17 protein-coding genes are annotated in these 17,698 nt (G+C 58.5%); 9 read left to right on the top strand and 8 right to left on the bottom strand.

The window, feature by feature from the left end; translation table 11 throughout:
* Positions 1 to 23: 23 nt before the first annotated feature.
* Entirely contained in the window at positions 24 to 671 is a 648-nt protein-coding gene (locus B3Z17_RS04030) for a 50S ribosomal protein L25/general stress protein Ctc (RefSeq protein ID WP_286828645.1), read from the bottom strand.
* 269 nt (positions 672 to 940) lie between these two features.
* On the opposite strand from B3Z17_RS04030, the gene B3Z17_RS04025 reads away from it, so the two are divergent.
* Positions 941 to 1,678 (top strand): hypothetical protein, encoded by a 738-nt coding sequence (locus B3Z17_RS04025; RefSeq protein ID WP_286828644.1) that lies wholly within the window; start codon positions 941 to 943, stop codon positions 1,676 to 1,678.
* Between the two features lie 76 nt (positions 1,679 to 1,754).
* Positions 1,755 to 2,552 (top strand): substrate-binding periplasmic protein, encoded by a 798-nt coding sequence (locus tag B3Z17_RS04020; RefSeq protein WP_286828643.1) that lies wholly within the window; start codon positions 1,755 to 1,757, stop codon positions 2,550 to 2,552.
* Between the two features lie 6 nt (positions 2,553 to 2,558).
* Here B3Z17_RS04020 and B3Z17_RS04015 read toward each other — a convergent pair whose 3' ends face one another.
* Complete coding sequence (locus B3Z17_RS04015; protein ID WP_286828642.1) at positions 2,559 to 4,751, bottom strand: KAP family P-loop NTPase fold protein; 2,193 nt, start codon at positions 4,749 to 4,751, stop codon at positions 2,559 to 2,561.
* Between the two features lie 768 nt (positions 4,752 to 5,519).
* Between B3Z17_RS04015 and B3Z17_RS04010 the strand changes: the two genes are divergently transcribed.
* Both B3Z17_RS04010 and B3Z17_RS04005 read left to right on the top strand, forming a co-directional pair.
* Positions 5,520 to 6,221: a CPBP family intramembrane glutamic endopeptidase gene (locus B3Z17_RS04010; protein ID WP_286828641.1), complete on the top strand. Its 702-nt coding sequence runs from the start codon at positions 5,520 to 5,522 to the stop codon at positions 6,219 to 6,221.
* A gap of 98 nt (positions 6,222 to 6,319) precedes the next feature.
* Positions 6,320 to 6,982 carry a hypothetical protein gene (locus B3Z17_RS04005; RefSeq protein ID WP_068303406.1) on the top strand — a complete coding sequence of 221 codons (663 nt, stop codon included), beginning with the start codon at positions 6,320 to 6,322 and terminating at the stop codon, positions 6,980 to 6,982.
* Between the two features lie 80 nt (positions 6,983 to 7,062).
* Here B3Z17_RS04005 and B3Z17_RS04000 read toward each other — a convergent pair whose 3' ends face one another.
* Positions 7,063 to 7,995: a ribose-phosphate pyrophosphokinase gene (locus B3Z17_RS04000; RefSeq protein ID WP_068304630.1), complete on the bottom strand. Its 933-nt coding sequence runs from the start codon at positions 7,993 to 7,995 to the stop codon at positions 7,063 to 7,065.
* A gap of 156 nt (positions 7,996 to 8,151) precedes the next feature.
* Entirely contained in the window at positions 8,152 to 8,913 is a 762-nt protein-coding gene (gene pgeF, locus B3Z17_RS03995) for a peptidoglycan editing factor PgeF (RefSeq protein ID WP_286828640.1), read from the bottom strand.
* 69 nt (positions 8,914 to 8,982) lie between these two features.
* Between pgeF and B3Z17_RS03990 the strand changes: the two genes are divergently transcribed.
* On the top strand, positions 8,983 to 10,290 hold the full coding sequence (locus B3Z17_RS03990; RefSeq protein WP_286828639.1) for a hypothetical protein: 1,308 nt from the start codon (positions 8,983 to 8,985) through the stop codon (positions 10,288 to 10,290).
* A 58-nt stretch (positions 10,291 to 10,348) separates the two neighbouring features.
* Here B3Z17_RS03990 and B3Z17_RS03985 read toward each other — a convergent pair whose 3' ends face one another.
* The 3 genes from B3Z17_RS03985 to B3Z17_RS03975 form a co-directional block, all read right to left on the bottom strand.
* A complete protein-coding gene (locus tag B3Z17_RS03985; RefSeq protein ID WP_286828638.1) occupies positions 10,349 to 11,413 on the bottom strand; it encodes a class I SAM-dependent methyltransferase in 1,065 nt (354 codons plus the stop codon).
* A complete protein-coding gene (gene lgt / locus B3Z17_RS03980) occupies positions 11,413 to 12,261 on the bottom strand; it encodes a prolipoprotein diacylglyceryl transferase (protein WP_286828637.1) in 849 nt (282 codons plus the stop codon). The genes B3Z17_RS03985 and lgt overlap by 1 nt, the downstream gene beginning before the upstream one ends.
* A gap of 135 nt (positions 12,262 to 12,396) precedes the next feature.
* The gene (locus B3Z17_RS03975; protein ID WP_286828636.1) at positions 12,397 to 13,296 is read right to left on the bottom strand and encodes a hypothetical protein; all 900 of its coding nucleotides are present in this window, start codon (positions 13,294 to 13,296) and stop codon (positions 12,397 to 12,399) included.
* Positions 13,297 to 13,515: 219 nt separating this feature from the next.
* Here B3Z17_RS03975 and B3Z17_RS03970 point away from each other — a divergent pair, with 219 nt between their 5' ends.
* The 4 genes from B3Z17_RS03970 (at position 13,516) to proC (ending at position 16,725) form a co-directional block, all read left to right on the top strand.
* Positions 13,516 to 13,767, top strand: coding sequence for an accessory factor UbiK family protein (locus B3Z17_RS03970; protein ID WP_068303389.1), 252 nt, complete (start codon positions 13,516 to 13,518; stop codon positions 13,765 to 13,767).
* Positions 13,768 to 14,075: 308 nt separating this feature from the next.
* Complete coding sequence (locus B3Z17_RS03965) at positions 14,076 to 14,588, top strand: YbjN domain-containing protein (RefSeq protein ID WP_068303382.1); 513 nt, start codon at positions 14,076 to 14,078, stop codon at positions 14,586 to 14,588.
* Between the two features lie 162 nt (positions 14,589 to 14,750).
* Positions 14,751 to 15,791, top strand: a complete 1,041-nt coding sequence (locus tag B3Z17_RS03960) for a zinc-dependent alcohol dehydrogenase family protein (RefSeq protein WP_286828635.1) — start codon at positions 14,751 to 14,753, stop codon at positions 15,789 to 15,791.
* Between the two features lie 100 nt (positions 15,792 to 15,891).
* Complete coding sequence (proC, locus tag B3Z17_RS03955) at positions 15,892 to 16,725, top strand: pyrroline-5-carboxylate reductase (protein ID WP_286828634.1); 834 nt, start codon at positions 15,892 to 15,894, stop codon at positions 16,723 to 16,725.
* Here the strand turns inward: proC and B3Z17_RS03950 are convergent.
* Positions 16,722 to 17,618: a hypothetical protein gene (locus B3Z17_RS03950; protein WP_286828633.1), complete on the bottom strand. Its 897-nt coding sequence runs from the start codon at positions 17,616 to 17,618 to the stop codon at positions 16,722 to 16,724. The two genes, proC and B3Z17_RS03950, sit on opposite strands and share 4 nt — an antisense overlap.
* Between the last annotated feature and the right edge of the window lie 80 nt (positions 17,619 to 17,698).

Genomic DNA, 17,698 nt, shown 5'->3' with positions numbered 1-17,698 from the left:
CACCAGGTGCGCCCGCACAAGTCTTAGTCTTCGCCGTTCTCGTCAGCGGCTTCCGTAGCTTCAGCCTCTTCGCCGTCTTCAGCAGCGTTAGTGGAGGACTTGAGGCCGGACGGAGCAACAATCGCACAGATCGTGAAGTCACGGTCGGTGATTGTTGGCTCACAGCCTTTAGGAAGCTTCACGTCGGAAATCTTCACCGCGTCGTTGATGTCCAGGTCAGCAACCGAAACTTCGATATGCTCTGGGATCGCGTTCGCAGGAACGTTCACTTCGATTTCGTGACGGGTGTAGTTGATCACGCCGCCGCGCTTCAGGCCAACGGACTCTTCTTCACCAACAACATGGATCGGAATTTCCATGGTCACGACAGCACCTTTGCCCAGACGCAGGAAGTCGATGTGCATTGGCATGTCGGTTACAGGGTGAAGTTGCAGGTCACGTGGCAGAACGGAAGTCTTCTTCTTGCCAACCTGTACGTTGAACGTGTGGGACATGAAGCCGCCACGGTTCAGCAGACGGATTACTTCGTTCTGCGGGATCTGAATTGCTTCAGGTTCTTTGTTGTCGCCGTAGATTACAGCAGGCACTTTGCCTGCACGACGCGATGCACGGGAGGCTCCCTTACCTACACGCTCACGCGGCTCGGCAACGATGGTGACTACGTCAGCCATGTCTTTTCTCCAAAACTCTAAACGGTGCGGGGACCATCCCCACATCCGACCGCCACTTCCTCCAGGGATGCAAGGGCGGAGTTGCTCATACGGGCGATCCCATATGAGTCGGGCGCGATGTACCGCGAATTGGGCCAAAATGCAAGCTGGAAACGGCCTTGAAGCCATTTCAGGTGGGCATAATTACCACTTTCAGCCCCAGAGCGCCATTGACAGATGTCACCTTACCGCTAGGTTAGCGGGCAGGGGGCGTCTGGGAGTGTGTTTTTTTGGTCCAGAATCCGATCATACTGGGACTTGCCTTTTTCTTCATCGCAATCGCTGTCATCAGCCCGCAGGCTGAAGCCGATGGGGCCAATGCGCCGCACGGGCAACCGGCGTTGGTGCGGGTCTATACCCACGGCGAGGGCCAGTTCGGCATGCTGCGGTGGGATGGCACCATGGAAGGGGCGGGGGTTGACCTGCTGGCCTGTTCGCTGAAGCGATTGGGCGTGCCCTATACGCTTGGCGCGGTTTCCATGAGCCGGTCCATCCGGCTGGAAAAAGATGGGCTGCAGGATATCTGGTTCCCAACCTACGACACGGGCGATCCGGCGCTTGAGGGGCTTCTGGTTGGCCCCATTGGTTACATGAATATCTATTGGTTCACACTGAAGGACAGGGCCCTTGATGTGACCAGCGAGGCGTTCCGGAAAACGGCCCGGGTGACGGCATTTCCCGGCTCGCGGCCGGAACGGCTGTTGCACGACGGCGGCTTCAACCATATTGAGGGCAGCGACGACGAAAACCGGCTGGCCCTGTGGCTTGCAGAAGGCCGTGTTGACGCCTTGCTCGCGGCGGATTTTTCACAGACGCTCAAGCCCGGTGCGCAGGCGCTTTTGGGGCTGATGGACCGCCGCCTTTTCATTCGCTACCCCATGGCATTCCAGCTGGCGCCGCAGTTTGCCGCGGCTTATCCAGGCTTTCAGCCGCAAATGCAAACTGCGCTTGACGTCTGCCGGCAGTAGGTGGCCTGTTTCATTTTCTTAACGTTTTTTCCCCACTATGGCTCACATGAGATTGACGTAGATGCGGGTGATATTTTTGAAACGCTGTTTTCTAGTTCTGTTCTGGGTCTGGGCGATTAGTGCCGGGGGTGTTGCCGCGGCAGATCAGCCCACCGGCCCCACGCGGGTGATCGTGGGCGGGTACCCGTTCGAGCCTTTTGTGGAAGAAAACGCCGGTGTATCCGTGGCCTTCACAGCCTTCCTCAATGACATGCAGAAGGACTATCTGTTCGCCTACCGGCAAATTCCGGCCAGACGGCGCTATGAGCAGATGAGCGAAGGCCGGATCGACATGATCTTTTTCGAGATGCCGGTGTGGGGCTGGCAGGACCGCATGGAGCAGGTTGAAGCCACCCCGGTGTTGCTGAGCGGCGCAGAGGTGATGGTGGCCCGTACTGGGGATGCGATGGCGGCGGGCGGAGAGGCCTATTTCGGCGATCTGTCCGCGCGCAAGCTGGCGCTGACGCTGGGGTATCATTATGGCTTTGCTGACTATAACGCCGATCCGGAGTATCTGAAGGCCAGGTTCGATGTGGTGTTTTCCGACAGCCAGCGTCATTCGCTCAGGCAACTGCTGGCGGGCGGCGCCGATATCGCCATCGTCAATAACGCGTTTCTCGCCCGCCAGATGCGCCTGTACCCAGAGCTTCAGCAAGACCTCCTGGTGTCTATGAAGCCGGACCAGCTCTATGACCTGCCGCTTCTGGTCAGGAAAGGTGGGCCCATCAGCGCATGGGAGATGACAGACCTTCTCACCCGGCTCTCGAAGTCAGGCGCGCTGCAGACCTTCTTTACCGAAGAAGGCCTCGACCGTTTCCTTGAATTCAAGCCCTGAGCCGCGTCAGGCTTTTTTTGCGGTTGCCTCCGGTGTCTGCAGCAAGCTCAGGAAGGCCGGATTGGTACGCAGCAATAGGTGAACCCGCTGTTCAATTGTCACGGCGTCATCCAGTGTGGTGATCGTGTCTGGCAGGTCTTCCGCCACCTTGTTTTTCAGGCACCGCAGGGCCGCATCGATATTGCGCTCTTTGCCCTCAATGGTCAGGGTTGAATAGGCCCACTGGTAAGCTTCAGGGCATTCAAGCGCAATGGCTGCCATAACGGCGTCGGTGTAGAGGGATTTTTCCTCGCTCTCGGGTTGCCTGTCTTCCGTGATGAACCGGTTGAAGCGCAGCTGGTTGAAATAGCGCTTATATTGCCGGGGGTTGCTGCCAAGCGCGGGCCGAACCATGCTGAACATCCGGATGTTTTCATCGCTGCCTTCGGTGAAGTTTGCCGCCGCCTCCAGCCTTGCTTCAAACCGGGCAATCCGTTCTCGTTCCTCATCCAGCCTGGCCTTGGCGCTTTCATTGGACTCAATCATCGCCAGCCGGGCCGCAACGGGTTGCGGTGGTGGTGCCGGGTCAATGGGCTTGCCCATGCCCAGCAAACCTTTAACCCGGTGCCACAGATAGACATAGTATGACCATACGTGTTCCAGTCTGAGGGCAAACCGGTCGACTGTGGCCTTCTTTTCAACCGCTTCCTGCTTGGCAAGTGCCCGGAAATCTGCGTCGGTCATGCCGCTGGTCATATGCTGGAGGTATTTTTCCACCTGTTCTTCGCGCGGCTTTGGGACATGCAGTACGAATTGCACGATCTTCTCAAGGAACCGGCGGCCAAACGGGCGCTGCTCTTCCAAGAGGCAATTGCCTGCCATCTTGTCGGCAATGGCGCTGTAGGCAACCTCCAGCGACGTGGCGACCATTTCCTTGTGCATGCCCAGCACGAACAGGCAGCGGCAGTCCGGCTGGCCGAAGAAGACATTCAGCGCTTCAACGACTTTGTGAACTGCCGTGGGGGAACAGCGGTCCAGGTCATCGATGAAGATGGCCAGCGTATAGCCTTCGTCATCCAACAGTTGCAGGATACGGCGAAAATCTTCTTCGATTTCCTCGTCCGGCCCCATCAGGCCTTCATAGTCGGGGTTGGCGATAAAGTCGCTGACGTTCGCCACATTGCCGTTCTTGGTTAGCTGGCCGAGGATGCCTAACCCCGCGACCAGGGCGCCAAGAATGCTGTTGCCGTTCTCGGCGGACAGATTCAGGCCCAGGCTTGTGGCAAAGGTTTCAAGGAAATCCCGCGAGCCACCCTGTGCGTCATAGAGTATCAGGCCAAGACCAACGGCTATTGCGACCGCTGCGAAAAACCAGCTCTGGAACAGGCCTTTCGACAGGGATGTCAGCAGGGTTATCCTGTTCAGGCGCAGCAATCGGAGTTTGAGGAAGAAGCGGGCACCGCGGCGGTCCAGCAGCTCCGTGATGATGCTTTGCACGATAGACGCCTTCAACCGCACACCTTCCCCGTAGCGCCATGCGTTGATGGTGACAGTTTCAAACTGCCGCTGGGGATTGTTATGGCGTCTCCGCCGCCGGTACCATCTCAACATAAAGGCACCGACAGCCACATACAGGTAGGTACCCAAGAGAATTGCTGCAACTCCGCCAATCGATGGCCCGGTTGCATCCGGGTTGGTGCGGTACCACCACCTTATAAAGGCGATGGCCCCTATGAAGACCAGAGGTTCTAAAATCAGATAGCTGAGCCACAGGCTTTGGCGCAAGCTGCCAAACACACCGGGCGCAGTCTTCAGTTTTTCGCGTGCTTTGGTGCTGCCTTTCTGCAGGGCTTCCTGGATCATCAGCATCATCGATGATTTGCCAGACCCCCAGGGCCCGTCGATGGCGATGCACAGCGGCAGGCGCGTTGATTTGTGCTGGACAAAGGCCGCAACAGAATCCGCCACCGACTGGAACCCCAGGTAATCGTTCGGCGACGGCTGGTCGCTTTCCAGATGGCTGCGGGTGCGGAAGGTTTCACTAGATTTTTTGAAATTTAGGTCGCCCACAACCGTTATGCCAACTTGCTTAAAGCCGAAGGTTGGCGCATTTTCCTGCATCATTTCAGTGAATTGATCGACTTCTTCTGAATTTAGGCCCTCTGTCATGAAGAGTGTGTAGTTAAGCTTGTCGACTTCGCCGGGTAGGGCCTCCGCCATCGTGAAAAACTGATCATAAATGACCGCAAATGCATCGCTGGATTTACCTGCAGGGCTGTTCCTCCAGAGCGATAGGTCTAGGATATTTAATGTACGACTTTGGATGGCACGTTTCTGCTCCATAACAATCGGACGGATACTATCTGCCCCGATTGGACCAAGCCCGGAAACTTGTTTGTAATGGTACAGTATTAAGTCGGTTTCCTCCCCTGCTGCGACCATATGGATGGACTCGTCAGCAAAAAGCCGTTTTAGATCACTAAATTTGTGAGAGCTAGGTATCCCAAGGTCTTTGAGATGTTCATGTATGCCATTGTCATCGAATGGGACCAAAACAAGGTCGTAGCGACTAATATCAAATTTAGGGTGAGCCAAGAGTGATAAATTGAGCTGCTTTTCGTCAATGACGTGATTTCCTGCCAATGCATTTGGCTCACCAGCTTGTGCCGCGGGGTCTCCTGCCATTGTTGCAGGATGTGGCCTAAAACTAGTATCCGGTTCGGTAGTTTTGCGCTTGCTACCGCTTACGTGAACATTGCCAGTTTTTCCTTTAAGGACGGCCTTAACTTTCTCTTTTGGTGCATTGTCATCTGGCGGTGCGCTTGACATGGCTTCCCCCTCCACTGTTTGCGCCTGCGCATAAGTGTAGCCTTAAAAGGCATGGTTGTGGAGTCGTCGCTTCGGGGCTGTTTGACATGCGTTTGACATTGGCGGGGGTAGGGTCTCGCCAAACGAAGAAAAGTTCCGTGTCAGGACAGCGAGAGAGATATGAACAACAACGGCCCGAAGGGGCAGCTTACTTTCCAGAAGGAACCGGCTTTTGACCTTCTGGCCATTATTGCCACACTGGTAGTGGTCAAGCAGGCGCTGATCCCGGTGACCCTGCTTTATGCCGGGCCGATATCCACCTTTTCCGCCATGCTTGTGGGCACACTCCTGCTCCGGCGGCGGGGCATGGGCTGGCGTGACCTGGGCTTCCGGAAACCCGACAGTTGGCTCGGCACCCTGGGGCTGACGGCCCTTGTATTTATCGGCATTGTGCTGACGAGCGGTCTGGGCGGTGCGCTGGTGGACCTGATGTTTGAAGACATCGGTACCAGTGGCCGGTTCGACCATATCAAAGGTGACCCCTGGGCCTATCTGGTGATCATGGTCCTGACCTGGACGCATGCCGCCATTTTTGAAGAGGCCCTGTTTCGCGCGTTTGTCATCAATCGCGCGCTCGCAAGCCTGGGCGGAGGGCGGGCAGCGCAGGTGATTGCGCTGCTGTTCTCCGCCGTCTTTTTCGGCTATCGGCACTATTACTACAAGGGCATGAACGGTGCGCTGACCACCGGGCTGATTGGCCTGACGCTGGGGCTTCTGTACCTGTGGTTCGGGCGCAGGAACATCTGGCCGCTGGTGTTCGGCCACGGCATCATCAACACGATCGGCATGACCAGCCGCTTCCTTGGCCTAAAGGGCGACTGAACAGTTTGCCTCTCGATCTGCCACTAGACATGCCATCGGCACTTGCTAGATAGAAGGTAGCCAACTAGTTTGTTGGTAACAATTTCACGGGGGCTTGTATGCGTTTTCTTCTTATTGCGGTTTTGTTTGTCTTTGCTTTTGCAGTGCCTAGCGGGGCAGAGGCGTTGGATATCCAACTGAAATTCTCCAAGCGGCTGGAGAAGGATATGAAAAAGATCAACGAGAAGGAGCTTCAGCGAGAAGCTATGTTCCGCAAATACCGGATCGAGCTGGAGCCGGGCAAAAAGGCCAAGAATCTGATGATCGACAAATATCAGGACACCATCTGGGCCAACGAATATCTGCTGCCCGACCTCAATACCTATTCAGTCCCGAACCTGATGCGCACCATGGCCTGGGCCGCCTTCCACCAGATTGCAGAGCCGGGATTTAACGGCACTCTTGTGATTGAAGTGGACAGCTTCTTTATTCCTGAATTCCCACTGGCGCGCTACCGCAGCCACGGCCCGCGCATGAACGGTAAATTCACGCTGCTTGACGGTGCAGGCAATGTGATGGCCGAAGCCGAGGTGGCCGCCCGCGTGGTGAAAAGATATACCGTGTCCACCAGCTATCAGGGACCTGAATTCGCCTATGCTGAGACCGCCGTGGACGGCCGGATGGGGCCGATCGTTGCGGCCTTTGTCGAAAAGGGTCTAGAGGACCTTCTGCCGGGTGCTGATGCACCTGGGCCCATTTTGGTGCAGATGAAAACGCACTAGGTTTTGGCTGGAAAATTCAGAAAAGAAAAAGCCTCCGCCGGATCAGGCAGGGGCTTTTGAATTCTTGGTCGCAGAGCCGCTTATTCGAACAGGCTGGATACGCTTGTTTCGTGTGCGATGCGGTTCATGGCTTCGGCGAGAAGCGGTGCCACGGTCACAACCCGGATTTTCGGGTTGGCGTTGCAGGCCTCTGTTGGCCGGATGCTGTCTGTGATCACCAGCTCGTCCATCACGCTGTTCTCGATGCGCTCGTAGGCTGGGCCCGAAAGCACGCCGTGTGCCACGTATGCGGACACGCTGGAGGCACCGGCTTCGTGCAGCGCCTTGGCGGCGTTACACAGCGTGCCTGCGCTGTCGACAATATCGTCCACCAGCACACAGTGACAATCTTTCACGTCACCCACGATGTGCATCACCTCAGATACACCGGCGCGTTCGCGGCGTTTATCGATGATGGCGATCGGCGCATCAAGGCGCTTCGCATAGGCACGGGCCCGAACCACGCCGCCCACGTCAGGCGAAACGATCATGGTTTTCTTGCCAGCGTATTTTTCCTTCAGGTCGCGAACCAGAACCGGCATGGCATACAGGTTGTCGGTCGGGATATCGAAGAAGCCCTGGATCTGGCCTGCGTGCAGGTCCATCGTCAGCACGCGGTCGGCGCCGGCGGTGGTGATCAGGTTGGCAACCAGCTTGGCGGAAATCGGCGTCCGCGGGCCGGGTTTCCGGTCCTGGCGGGCATAGCCGAAGTAAGGGATCACAGCGGTGATGCGGCGGGCGGATGCGCGCTTCAGCGCATCGATGCATACCAGCAGTTCCATCATGTGGTCGTTGGCCGGGAAGTTCGTTGGCTGCACGAGGAAAACATCCTCACCGCGCACATTCTCATGAATTTCTACGAAAACTTCCTGATCGGAAAAGCGTTTAACAGCAGCTTTTGCAAGCGGCATGTTCAGATAGGCGGCAATGGCTTCCGCCAGTTCCGGGTTTGAGTTCCCGGTAAGGATCTTCATGCCCATTAAGGCCTCCGTGCGATGAAGATGTTGCGTTCGGGTGTCCTGTACCAGCCGGGGGGGCATGTGTAAAGGCGCCAGCCCGGCACGGGGCCATTTTATCTGGTCAGTGCCTCAAATCGGGACGGATGGGTTCATATATTCCAAAAGTGATAGTCAAGGCTTCAGCATGATTGCCGACAGCTGGCGACCGTAATCTGCCTCTTTCCTGTGAGTCGTCCGCCGGAAGGAGAAATGGTCCTCGCTTGTGTAAGTATCCAGCCCCGCCATCCAGACTGATTCGACATCGTCCGCCTCCAGCCGGTATTTCACGAACCCCGGCAGGTCGAACTGCACATGCCAGGGGTCCTTGCCGGGCAGGAAGAAGCGGTCGAAGTCCATCTGTTCGGCCGTGAAGCGGTCACGGAAATCCAGGTCCACCTCATAGGACGCCTGGTGGATTGTCGGGCCAACGGCAGCGCGGATGCGGTCGCGCCTGGCGCCCAGGCCTTCCATGGCGCGCACCGTGGCGTCCGTCACCCCCGCCAGCGCGCCTTTCCAGCCCGCGTGCGCGGCGCCAATCACGCCGGCTTCCCGGTCTTCGAACAGCACAGGTGTGCAGTCGGCGGTCAGAATGCCCAGAATAAGGCCCGGCTGGTTGGTCACCATGGCGTCCGCCTTGGGGCGGTCAGTGCCCCAGTCCTCGGTCGCGACTACCACATCGCGGCCATGCACCTGATAGCAGCTCAGCACCGGTGTGTCGGCGCTGCCGGACAGATGCTTTGCCGCGATGCGCCGGTTCTCCAGCACGCACGCCGGGTCATCGCTGGAGCCGGGGCCGCAGTTCAGGCCTTCATAGAGGCCGGTCGAGACACCGCCCGCGCGGCTGAAGAAGGCGTGCGGGGCGCTGATGGATGGGCATTTCAAATGGTCGGTCATGGGTGTGACTTTACTTTTCCTGTTGCATTCGCACTATAGAAAATATTCCAGCAAGGGACAGGGGGCGTGATGCGCTTTTTCATCACATTGGCGGCCATATGGGGCCTGAGTGGGGCAGCAGGCGCTGACGTGAGCGGCACGTTTGAGCTGACGCGGGAGGCGGAGCGCCGCTGGAAAGCCAGCTTCTGTTTCGGTGAAAGTGTCAGTGCACTGGGCTTTGAGCGTCCGGTCGCGGATTTTCGGGCAGCATCATGGGCTACAGGTGAGCCGGGGTTTGAGCTGATCCACACGGGCCGTACGTCGCTTATTCAGCGGGCGGACAAGGCCCCGTTCAATTGTGCGTCGGTCACCCTCACCACCAACACCATGATCCCACCCAAGGACTATATGCCCTTCTCCAGCTTCAGTGATGGCGGGGCCTCGGTCTTCACGGGCTACCTGATGGGGCAAGTATACAGGAACGGTGCGTGGGAAAGCTATGACCTGCGAGCGTCCTACAGGGGGCTGGAGGGTGACAGGGTCGTCACCCGGAACCCCAAGGCACTGGCGGAACAATTTGTCTATTTTGGCCCAAGGGAACCCAAGGAAGTTGCGGGTGCGACGCTGGTGATCGACCCGCAGGTTCCGGCGAGCGCCCGATTGGGTGTTGTGAGCACGCTGCCGCGGGGCACCAAGCTGTTGGCTGAGCTGTTCGGCTTCAGGCCAGCAGAGCCCTATCTGGTGTTTTTGGCGGCGGGCGAGCTGGAGACATCCGCCACCGACCAGACCAAGGCCGGCACCCTGCCGTACCAGATTCTCTTCACCATGAAAGGCAAGGGCAGCGCCCGGTGGGCTGATAGCGATCCGCTCTATTTCCCGCGCTTCACCATGCATGAAGTGCTGCACATCTGGCAGCGTGAGGTGTGGGGCGAGTGGCTTGGCGATGATCACCCCTGGGTACATGAAGGCGCGGCTGAGGCGCTGGCTTACGAGCTGATGAACCAGGCCGGTGCCTATAACGCGGCAGAACTGGAAAGCCTGTGGGCGACGGTAAGGAACAAATGCCGGAACCTGCTGGCGGAGACCAGCGTGCATGACGCGCCAGAGAAGGGCCGGTTTGATACGGTTTACCAGTGTGGCGCCCTGATCAACCGCATGGTGGGCGAGGCCCTCAACCCAGACGCGCCGGGGGGCGGCATGATCCGCTTCTGGCAGGAAATGGCAAAGTGGGATGCCAGCCAGAAGGGCGTGCTGACAAGCGAACAACTGTATCTGAACACCATGGCCAGGCTTGGCTTTGGCGAGGGCGCGCGCACAGCGCTCAGCGCCTTCCTCAAGGAAAAGCCGGCCAGTCCCGACGCGGCCCTGAAGGCACTCAAGGACGCGCTCACCCTTTGATTTGCCGCTTGATCTATAGTCCGCTGGCTGTGCCGGGGGCTTTGTGGTTGTGATCGGCCTAGAAGCCGGGTGCTGCGGGCAGGGCGGGGTTCTGGACCGCCAGCACCTTGAAAAGCGTGCCCATTTCATCGGGCGCGGTCAGGCGCTTCAGCTCCCCCAGAATGCGTTCCTGGCTTTTGTCTGATGCCCGTTCGGCCAGCTTCTGGGCGCGCACACCCAGCCCGATGGTCATCAGGAAAGTGCCCTGCTCAGTGGTCGGGGATGCCTTCGCGCCCGCGCTTTCGGCCGCTTCGGCGATGCGGTCGAACGCCACGTGGGCCGTAAGGTCCGCCTTGCCGGGTTCCGTGAACGGGTCAGTGAACTCGTGTTTTTTGAGGGCCTGGAACGTATCCCCCGGCGCGGAAATGCCGTAGCCATAATCAATATAGAGCGCTGCGCCGCCGTGGGCTGCCAGGTGGGCCGCAATGGTGGCGCTGGTGGAAATCGCACCCGGGCAGACTTCCAGCAGGCTGCCGTCCGGCGCCCTAAGCAGGTGGGGCGGCACCAGGGCGAACTGGGCGGCAGGCTGCGTGAGCACAAACCCGAGGCTGTCACCCACCATGCCCACAGAGCGCTCAAACCATTTGCCGCCCTGTTTCACATACTGGTGGATCGGCAGGGCATCAAAGAACTCGTTGGCGACAACAAGGCTGGGGCCTTCAGGCACGCTTGAGAAATCATCATGCCACGTCGCGTCTGGTACCTTTTCGGCCTGCAGGGCACGCAGCTGTGCGCTCGTCTCAATGAAATGAACCTCTGCGGCGTCTTTGAAGCCGGGCACCTTGCCGGCTGCCCGCAGGATATCCGCCATCAGGGTGCCGCGGCCGGGGCCCAGCTCCACCAGGTTCACCGGGTTCGGGCGTCCCATGACAATCCAGCGGTCCGCCAGCCACAGGCCGATGGTCTCGCCGAACATCTGGCTGACTTCGGGCGCGGTGATGAAATCGCCGTCCTGGCCGAAAACCCGCTCGCGCTGATAATAGCCGTGCTTGGGGTGCATCAGGCATTCAGCCATATAGTCTGCAAGGCTGATCGGCCCTGACGCCTCAATCCGGCGCGCCAGAATGTTGGCAAGCGGCGTCACTATTTGGCTTTCGCTTTTTGGGTGCGACTATGTTGGATGCCCTTGTTGATCAGCCAGGCGGCAAACAGGAACATCGGAACAGACAGCAGTTGCCCGCGGGTCAGGCCCATGATGTGGGCAACCCCTACATCTGGTTCGCGCACGAATTCCACCAGCACACGGGTCAGGCCGTATCCCAGATAGAAGACACCCGCGATCACACCGGGCATTTCCTTGGCCAGCCGCGTGCGGTGGTAAAGGAACATCAAAATCAGGAACAGGATTACGCCTTCGCCCAGCGCTTCATAAAGCTGGCTTGGGTGGCGCGGCAGCGGCCCGCCTGTTGGGAAAACCATGGCCCACGGCACATCCGTGGTGCGGCCCCACAGCTCGCCGTTGATGAAATTGGCGATGCGGCCTGCGAACAGGCCCACTGGGCTCACGAGCGCGACAATGTCCGCCACGCGCATCAGCTCAAGCTTGTGTTTGCGGCTGAAGAAGATGACCGCCAGGATCACCCCGATAGCGCCCCCGTGGAAGGACATGCCGCCATCCCACAGGCGCAGGACGGCCAGCGGATCGTCAAAATAATTCTCTGGCCGGTAAAACAGTACGTAGCCAAGCCGCCCACCGGCGATGACGCCGATGATGGCCCAGGTGATGAAATCGTCGATATGCCCCGCTGACATGGCGGCCCCAGGCTTGGATGTCAGGCGGCGGATGTACCACCAGCCGAACAGGATGCCCGCGATATAGGCCAGGCTGTACCAGCGGATGCCCAGCGCGAAGCCGCCCACATCGACGGGGCCGAGCGCAAACTCGCTGATTTTCGGATAAGTGAGAACCGCGAGGTTGGCGAGTAGCGACATAATTCCATTCCTTGAAAGCTTTGCGCCATCATCGCCGTGGACGCGCGCGTGTCAAGGCTGCAGCGCCGACAATGAAAAACGTCCGGCCACCACTGGCGGCCGGACGACGATCCATGATGGTGGTCTGCGGTTTAGTTACCAGGCAGGCAACTGAGGCATTTCGGCTGTCATCGTTGCATAGAATTTTTCCGACAGCAGCTCGAAGCCGTCCGCTGTTGGATGGATTTCATTGAGCCATTGATCGGCGCTTGTAAGCGTGCCCAGTGTCCGGGTGACATGGAAATTCCGGGTTGTGCCCTCAATTTCTTCCAGGATCACCGCCAGGCTGTTGAACATTTCCTGTACGATATCGCGGCGGAACCGAATGTTCGGCGTGACGCTATAATCGTCTGGTGCGATGCCCCGCTTGGTCATGGCTGGCCCGATCCACGCCTTGGCCCACTCGACCCCGTAAAATCGGGCGCCGATGCCGGTCATGTACGGCAGGTCATATGTGTGGGTGAAAATCTTGGTTTCAGCGGAATATTGGTCGCGAATATTGATCAACTCCAGCCAGGCGTATTTGATCTGGTTCAGCTTGATCTTGAAGGCATCCCAGTTGATGCAGGCGCGGGCCGTCATGTCGGGTTCAAACGGCAGCAGGAATCGCTCCATGTCATAGGTGCCGACAATGTCATTGCCGCCGCCGGAAAACAGAAGGGCATGAATAGGGCGTTTGCGACGGGCGCAGTCGTCCAGCAATTCTGTCAGGTTATGACGTTGGTCATCCGACATGATCTGGGTGATTTCATCGCCGTTCGATTCGAGCCGCAACAGGTTGGCTTTTCTGTGCAGGCGGTCTTCAATATGGTCGATGATATTGGCGGGTTTGTTAGGGAAAATCTTGCGCGGATAGTCAAACCAGCTGTCGCCTTCCGACACGATATTGAGCCTGTCGGGAAATTCCACCGTCGCCAGTTCGAACATATCGATACGGCTGAAAGATTCGCGGTTCTCGAATTCCCGTGGCTGTGGTGCTCTCAGTCTTTGTGGCATGGTCGATGCTCCTGATGAATATTTGGCTGAATACTGGGGAACAATCGATGGGGACTGCCACTATAAGAATGTTTTTGTGCAGCTGATAGTAAAATCGGGGAAGGTGTCAGGAATGATCTGCCGCCGCCTGGATGCAGCCCGGCTGCCTGCGGCAACTCGCCCATTGCAATTTTTCACCGCTTCGCCCATATGAAGGTCAAAGCTTCAAGGAACGGTAAGATGCAGACCAGCAACAAATTCTTCGATGACCTCTCCAAACTGGCAACTGGTGCAGTGGGTGCGGCCCACAGCGTGAAGGGCGAAATGGAAGATCACTTCCGCGCCTGGCTCGATCGTCAGCTCGCTGGCCTTGACCTTGTGACCCGTGAAGAATTCGACGTGGTGCGCGAGATGGCTGAAAAAGCCCGTACCGAAAATGAAGACCTGCGCGCCGAACTTGATTTGCTCAAGGCAAAGCTTGAACAAAAATAAGTCATTTGCGCAATAAAATTACGCGCTATATTTTCCTTCAACAGTGGAATCTAAGGGCCTGTTCCCGTGGTGAAATTCACCAAATTAGAACGGGGCTTCAACGACTTTTCCACAAGAAATTTCCCTTCCGAAACAATTCCTGCTTGCCACAGAGTCCCGGCTTTGGCACGCTATATCTAGTGTTGATTTTGATCAAGGGAGCCAGATTTCGTGTTTCTGGTGAATCGAAGATAACGCTAACCGGCGAAACCGAGTCTGCCGGTTAAGCTCCTTAGCCCGGCGGCACTCACTTTCCAGGGGGAAACGAGATGACGACACTGAGCACCGGGCATTCTGAAATCATTTCTCAGAATCCAGTTGATCTCGCCGAAGAGCTTGCAGGCGCCAATGATTGGGCGGTCGAGCGGCATGGCGAGGATGAGCTGACCATGTTCATCTCGGGCCAATATACCGACCTTCAGTTCCGGGTATTCTGGCGCGAAGACTTCAAAACATTGCAGTTTGCATGTCTGTTTGACCTGAAGGTGCCGGAAGGCCGACGGGCCGATATTTACCGTGTCCTTGGGATGATCAATGAGCGCATGTGGATTGGCCACTTCGAATATTGGTCGGAAGAAGATGCGCTTTTGTTCCGCCACGCAAGCCTGGTGGGCGATCCGCTCATCGGCGCGATCGGCGAGGAACATATGGTTACCATGGTGGAAACCGCGCTTGGGGAGTGCGAGCGTTTCTACCCCGTTTTCCAGTTTGTCATGTGGGGAGGGCAGTCTCCTGAAGAAGCGATCGAGAGCGCCATGCTGGAGTGTGCAGGCACGGCGTAAAAATAACAAAGATCGATTCTTGGCCTCGGGTGAGGCCCTGCCTGAAAATATGGGCGGTGCGGTGCGCCGCCCCTTTTTTTGTGCCTCGTCACTTTTTATGCGCAAAACGGGCGCCCTGATTGTCATACTGAATGAAGGTTTGCCTACAGGAAAGGATGCCAGATGAAAGCGATGCTCTATGAAGCTTTTGGTGCGCCGCCGCGCGTGACGGATGTGCCGGACCCGACACCAGAGGCGCACGGCGTGGTGGTGCGCGTGGAAGCTACCGGCATCTGCCGCAGTGACTGGCACGGCTGGGTGGGCCACGACAAGGATATTGAGCTGCCGCACGTGCCGGGGCATGAGCTTGCCGGCACGATTGTGGCGGTGGGCAGAGATGTGACGCGCTGGCGTGCGGGAGACCGGGTCACCGTGCCGTTCGTGGGTGGCTGCGGCGCCTGCCCAGAGTGCTATAGCGGCAACCAACAGGTGTGTGACAGCCAGTTCCAGCCCGGCTTCACCCACTGGGGATCATTCGCTGAATATGTCGGCCTGCATCACGCGGACCTCAATCTGGTCGCCTTGCCGGACAGCATGGATTTTGTCACGGCCGCCAGCCTGGGCTGCCGGTTCGTGACCAGCTTCCGCGCGGTGGTTGACCAAGGCCGGGTGGCGCCCGGCGAATGGGTGGCGGTGCACGGCTGTGGCGGCGTGGGCCTCTCGGCCATCATGATCGCGAGCGCCATGGGCGCCAATGTGGTGGCGGTGGACATCGCTGACGACAAGCTCAACTTCGCCAAATCGCTGGGGGCTGTGGCCGTGGTGAATGCATCGCCAGGGACGGATGTGGCAGAAGCGGTGCGGGAGATCACGGGCGGCGGCGCGCATGCCTCCGTCGACGCGCTCGGCCATCCGGCCACCTGCTTCAATTCTGTTGCGAACCTGCGTAAACGCGGCCGGCACATTCAGGTGGGCCTGATGGTGGCGGATCACGCCCATCCGGCGGTGCCGATGGACGCGGTGATCGCCAATGAGCTTGAAATCCTGGGCAGCCACGGCATGCAGGCGCACCGCTACGGCGCCATGATGGCGATGATCGAAAGCGGCAAGCTGGCGCCTGAAAGGCTGATCGGCAAAACCGTTTCGCTGGAGGAAGGCATTGATATCCTGACTGCAATGGACACGTTCGGATCATCTGGCGTTACCGTCATCGATAGATTTTAGCTTCCCTGAGTGCTGGATTTGGCAGCGAAACTGGCTCATTATCGCTCCCTGTTTCGGCCCTGCGTTCGCACGCGGGCTTCTTTCGCCAGAGGGAGAAACCATGGTGCAACATTTCAGCGAAACGTCCCCCCTTGTGCTTGTCGGGTGTGGTCATATGGGCCGCGCGATGGCGCAGGGCTGGATGCGGGCCGGTGTGCCCGCGGATCATCTCTATATTGTTGACCCCCAGGCTGCCCCTGAAAGCCTGCCGGGCAGCAAAGCTGACCACTTTGTCGCCAGTGCCGGGTTCCTGCCGAAGGGCATGAAGGCGCGTGCGATTGTGATGGCCGTGAAGCCGCAGATCATGAATGACGCGCTGCCGCTGATGGCACCCTTCATCGGGGACGGCACAGTTGTGCTCTCGGTCGCGGCGGGGGTGACGCTGGACCAGATGGCGCGCGGCACTGGCGGCAAGGGCACCTGCGTGCGGGTGATGCCCAACACGCCGGCGGCCATCGGCCAGGGCATCAGCGGGCTGACCGCAGGCTCAGGCATCAGTGAAGACGACCGCGCGCTGGCGCTTGAGCTGATGGGCGCCACCGGCGAGGCCGTCTGGATCGAACGCGAGGACCAGATGGACGCGGTAACCGGGGTATCCGGCAGCGGGCCTGCCTATGTCTTCTATATGGTGGAATGCCTGGCAGCGGCGGGCGTGCGCGAAGGCCTGCCCGAAGATACCGCCATGGCACTGGCGCGCCAGACTGTTATCGGGGCCGGCCATCTGATGGACGCTGAAACGGATGTTGAAGCGGCTGAGCTGAGGCGCCGTGTCACAAGCCCGGGCGGCACCACGGCGGCGGCCCTGAATGTGCTGATGCGCGCAGACGGGTTGGGGCAGTTGATGAGTGACGCGGTATCGGCCGCGCGCAAGCGGGGGGCAGAACTGGCGGGCTAAGGACCGCCGTTTTGGAACCGGTGCCAGAAACGGCCTGGGATGGCGCGCATGCGGCTGCTCGTATAGGGGTTGTTGATCCAGAACACCCGGCGGTCATGCGCCGCGACAATCTCAAGCCCTTGTTTGATAGCGGGATAATTTGAAAAATGCGCCATGAAGGCGCCGCTGTCGTAGGCGGCCAGAAGGCCTTCGGTGACAATGGCGGCACGCTTGCTGTCGCCCTTCGCCACAAAGAAGAACGAGTCATACAAGTAGCTGATGCGGACCTGGCCCGAGACGGTGATGGTGGCGTTCCCGTGTTTGCCGCCCTTGAGCGCCAGAAGCGGGAAGGCCTCATCCACACCGAACAGCAGGGCATGAAACCGCCCACGTGCCAGCAGCTGCCACTGGCTGTCCGACGGCGCGGAGATAACCTGCAGGCCGTTATATTCATAGATGGGCCGTTCCGGGTGGGAGATGGCCATCCCCAGCGTTACCAGGCTCTTGAACTGCGCCAACGTGTCGATGGAAGTCAGCAAGCTGTCGGTCTTTTCCTCAATGAACAAAAGCCGGTGCCCCAGAAGCCCGCGCGTGAGCGGGATATAGACCATCTCCAGCATGTCCTCGCGTTCCGGGCTATAACCGCTGAACAGAATATCGTAGGGGCTTTTGCCGTCGGCGAATTGGCGTAGCATTCTGCCCTGGTTTGCAGGGCGTTCATCGTCCGGTTCTACGAGGACAAGGCTGTGGTCGCCGGAGGCATGTGCAAGCGCGATCTGCAGCAGCTTGACTTCATAATCAAAATGACCATCGGGCGGCGGGGCTTCAATGCGGAAGGTTTCGGCTTGCAAAGGGTCTATGCTGGCAAGCCAGCAGACCAGAAAGGCAGCAATGTGGGTGTGTCTAAATGTCATCCATTCCTGCTTTCACCCCAGCCCCCAAATTATCTGATAACGCTGTCAGCCACAAGGCGTGTTTGTCTATCACCAACAGG

This window comes from Kordiimonas sp. UBA4487, assembly GCF_002389025.1.
Classification (GTDB): domain Bacteria; phylum Pseudomonadota; class Alphaproteobacteria; order Sphingomonadales; family Kordiimonadaceae; genus Kordiimonas; species Kordiimonas lacus.
Note: the sequence above shows the minus strand (reverse complement) of the source record. Positions and strands in the feature narration are given on the sequence as shown.

What these genes read in the sequence shown, in the direction of transcription:
- B3Z17_RS04010 (WP_286828641.1), top strand. Translation starts at nt 5,520, where the DNA reads ATGAACAACAACGGCCCGAAGGGGCAGCTTACTTTCCAGAAGGAACCG.
- lgt (WP_286828637.1), bottom strand. Translation starts at nt 12,261, where the DNA reads ATGTCGCTACTCGCCAACCTCGCGGTTCTCACTTATCCGAAAATCAGC.
- B3Z17_RS04015 (WP_286828642.1), bottom strand. Translation starts at nt 4,751, where the DNA reads ATGGCGGAGGCCCTACCCGGCGAAGTCGACAAGCTTAACTACACACTC.
- B3Z17_RS03965 (WP_068303382.1), top strand. Translation starts at nt 14,076, where the DNA reads ATGACGACACTGAGCACCGGGCATTCTGAAATCATTTCTCAGAATCCA.
- B3Z17_RS03975 (WP_286828636.1), bottom strand. Translation starts at nt 13,296, where the DNA reads ATGCCACAAAGACTGAGAGCACCACAGCCACGGGAATTCGAGAACCGC.
- B3Z17_RS03990 (WP_286828639.1), top strand. Translation starts at nt 8,983, where the DNA reads ATGCGCTTTTTCATCACATTGGCGGCCATATGGGGCCTGAGTGGGGCA.
- B3Z17_RS04005 (WP_068303406.1), top strand. Translation starts at nt 6,320, where the DNA reads ATGCGTTTTCTTCTTATTGCGGTTTTGTTTGTCTTTGCTTTTGCAGTG.
- pgeF (WP_286828640.1), bottom strand. Translation starts at nt 8,913, where the DNA reads ATGACCGACCATTTGAAATGCCCATCCATCAGCGCCCCGCACGCCTTC.
- B3Z17_RS03950 (WP_286828633.1), bottom strand. Translation starts at nt 17,618, where the DNA reads ATGACATTTAGACACACCCACATTGCTGCCTTTCTGGTCTGCTGGCTT.
- B3Z17_RS03970 (WP_068303389.1), top strand. Translation starts at nt 13,516, where the DNA reads ATGCAGACCAGCAACAAATTCTTCGATGACCTCTCCAAACTGGCAACT.
- proC (WP_286828634.1), top strand. Translation starts at nt 15,892, where the DNA reads ATGGTGCAACATTTCAGCGAAACGTCCCCCCTTGTGCTTGTCGGGTGT.
- B3Z17_RS04030 (WP_286828645.1), bottom strand. Translation starts at nt 671, where the DNA reads ATGGCTGACGTAGTCACCATCGTTGCCGAGCCGCGTGAGCGTGTAGGT.
- B3Z17_RS03960 (WP_286828635.1), top strand. Translation starts at nt 14,751, where the DNA reads ATGAAAGCGATGCTCTATGAAGCTTTTGGTGCGCCGCCGCGCGTGACG.
- B3Z17_RS04000 (WP_068304630.1), bottom strand. Translation starts at nt 7,995, where the DNA reads ATGAAGATCCTTACCGGGAACTCAAACCCGGAACTGGCGGAAGCCATT.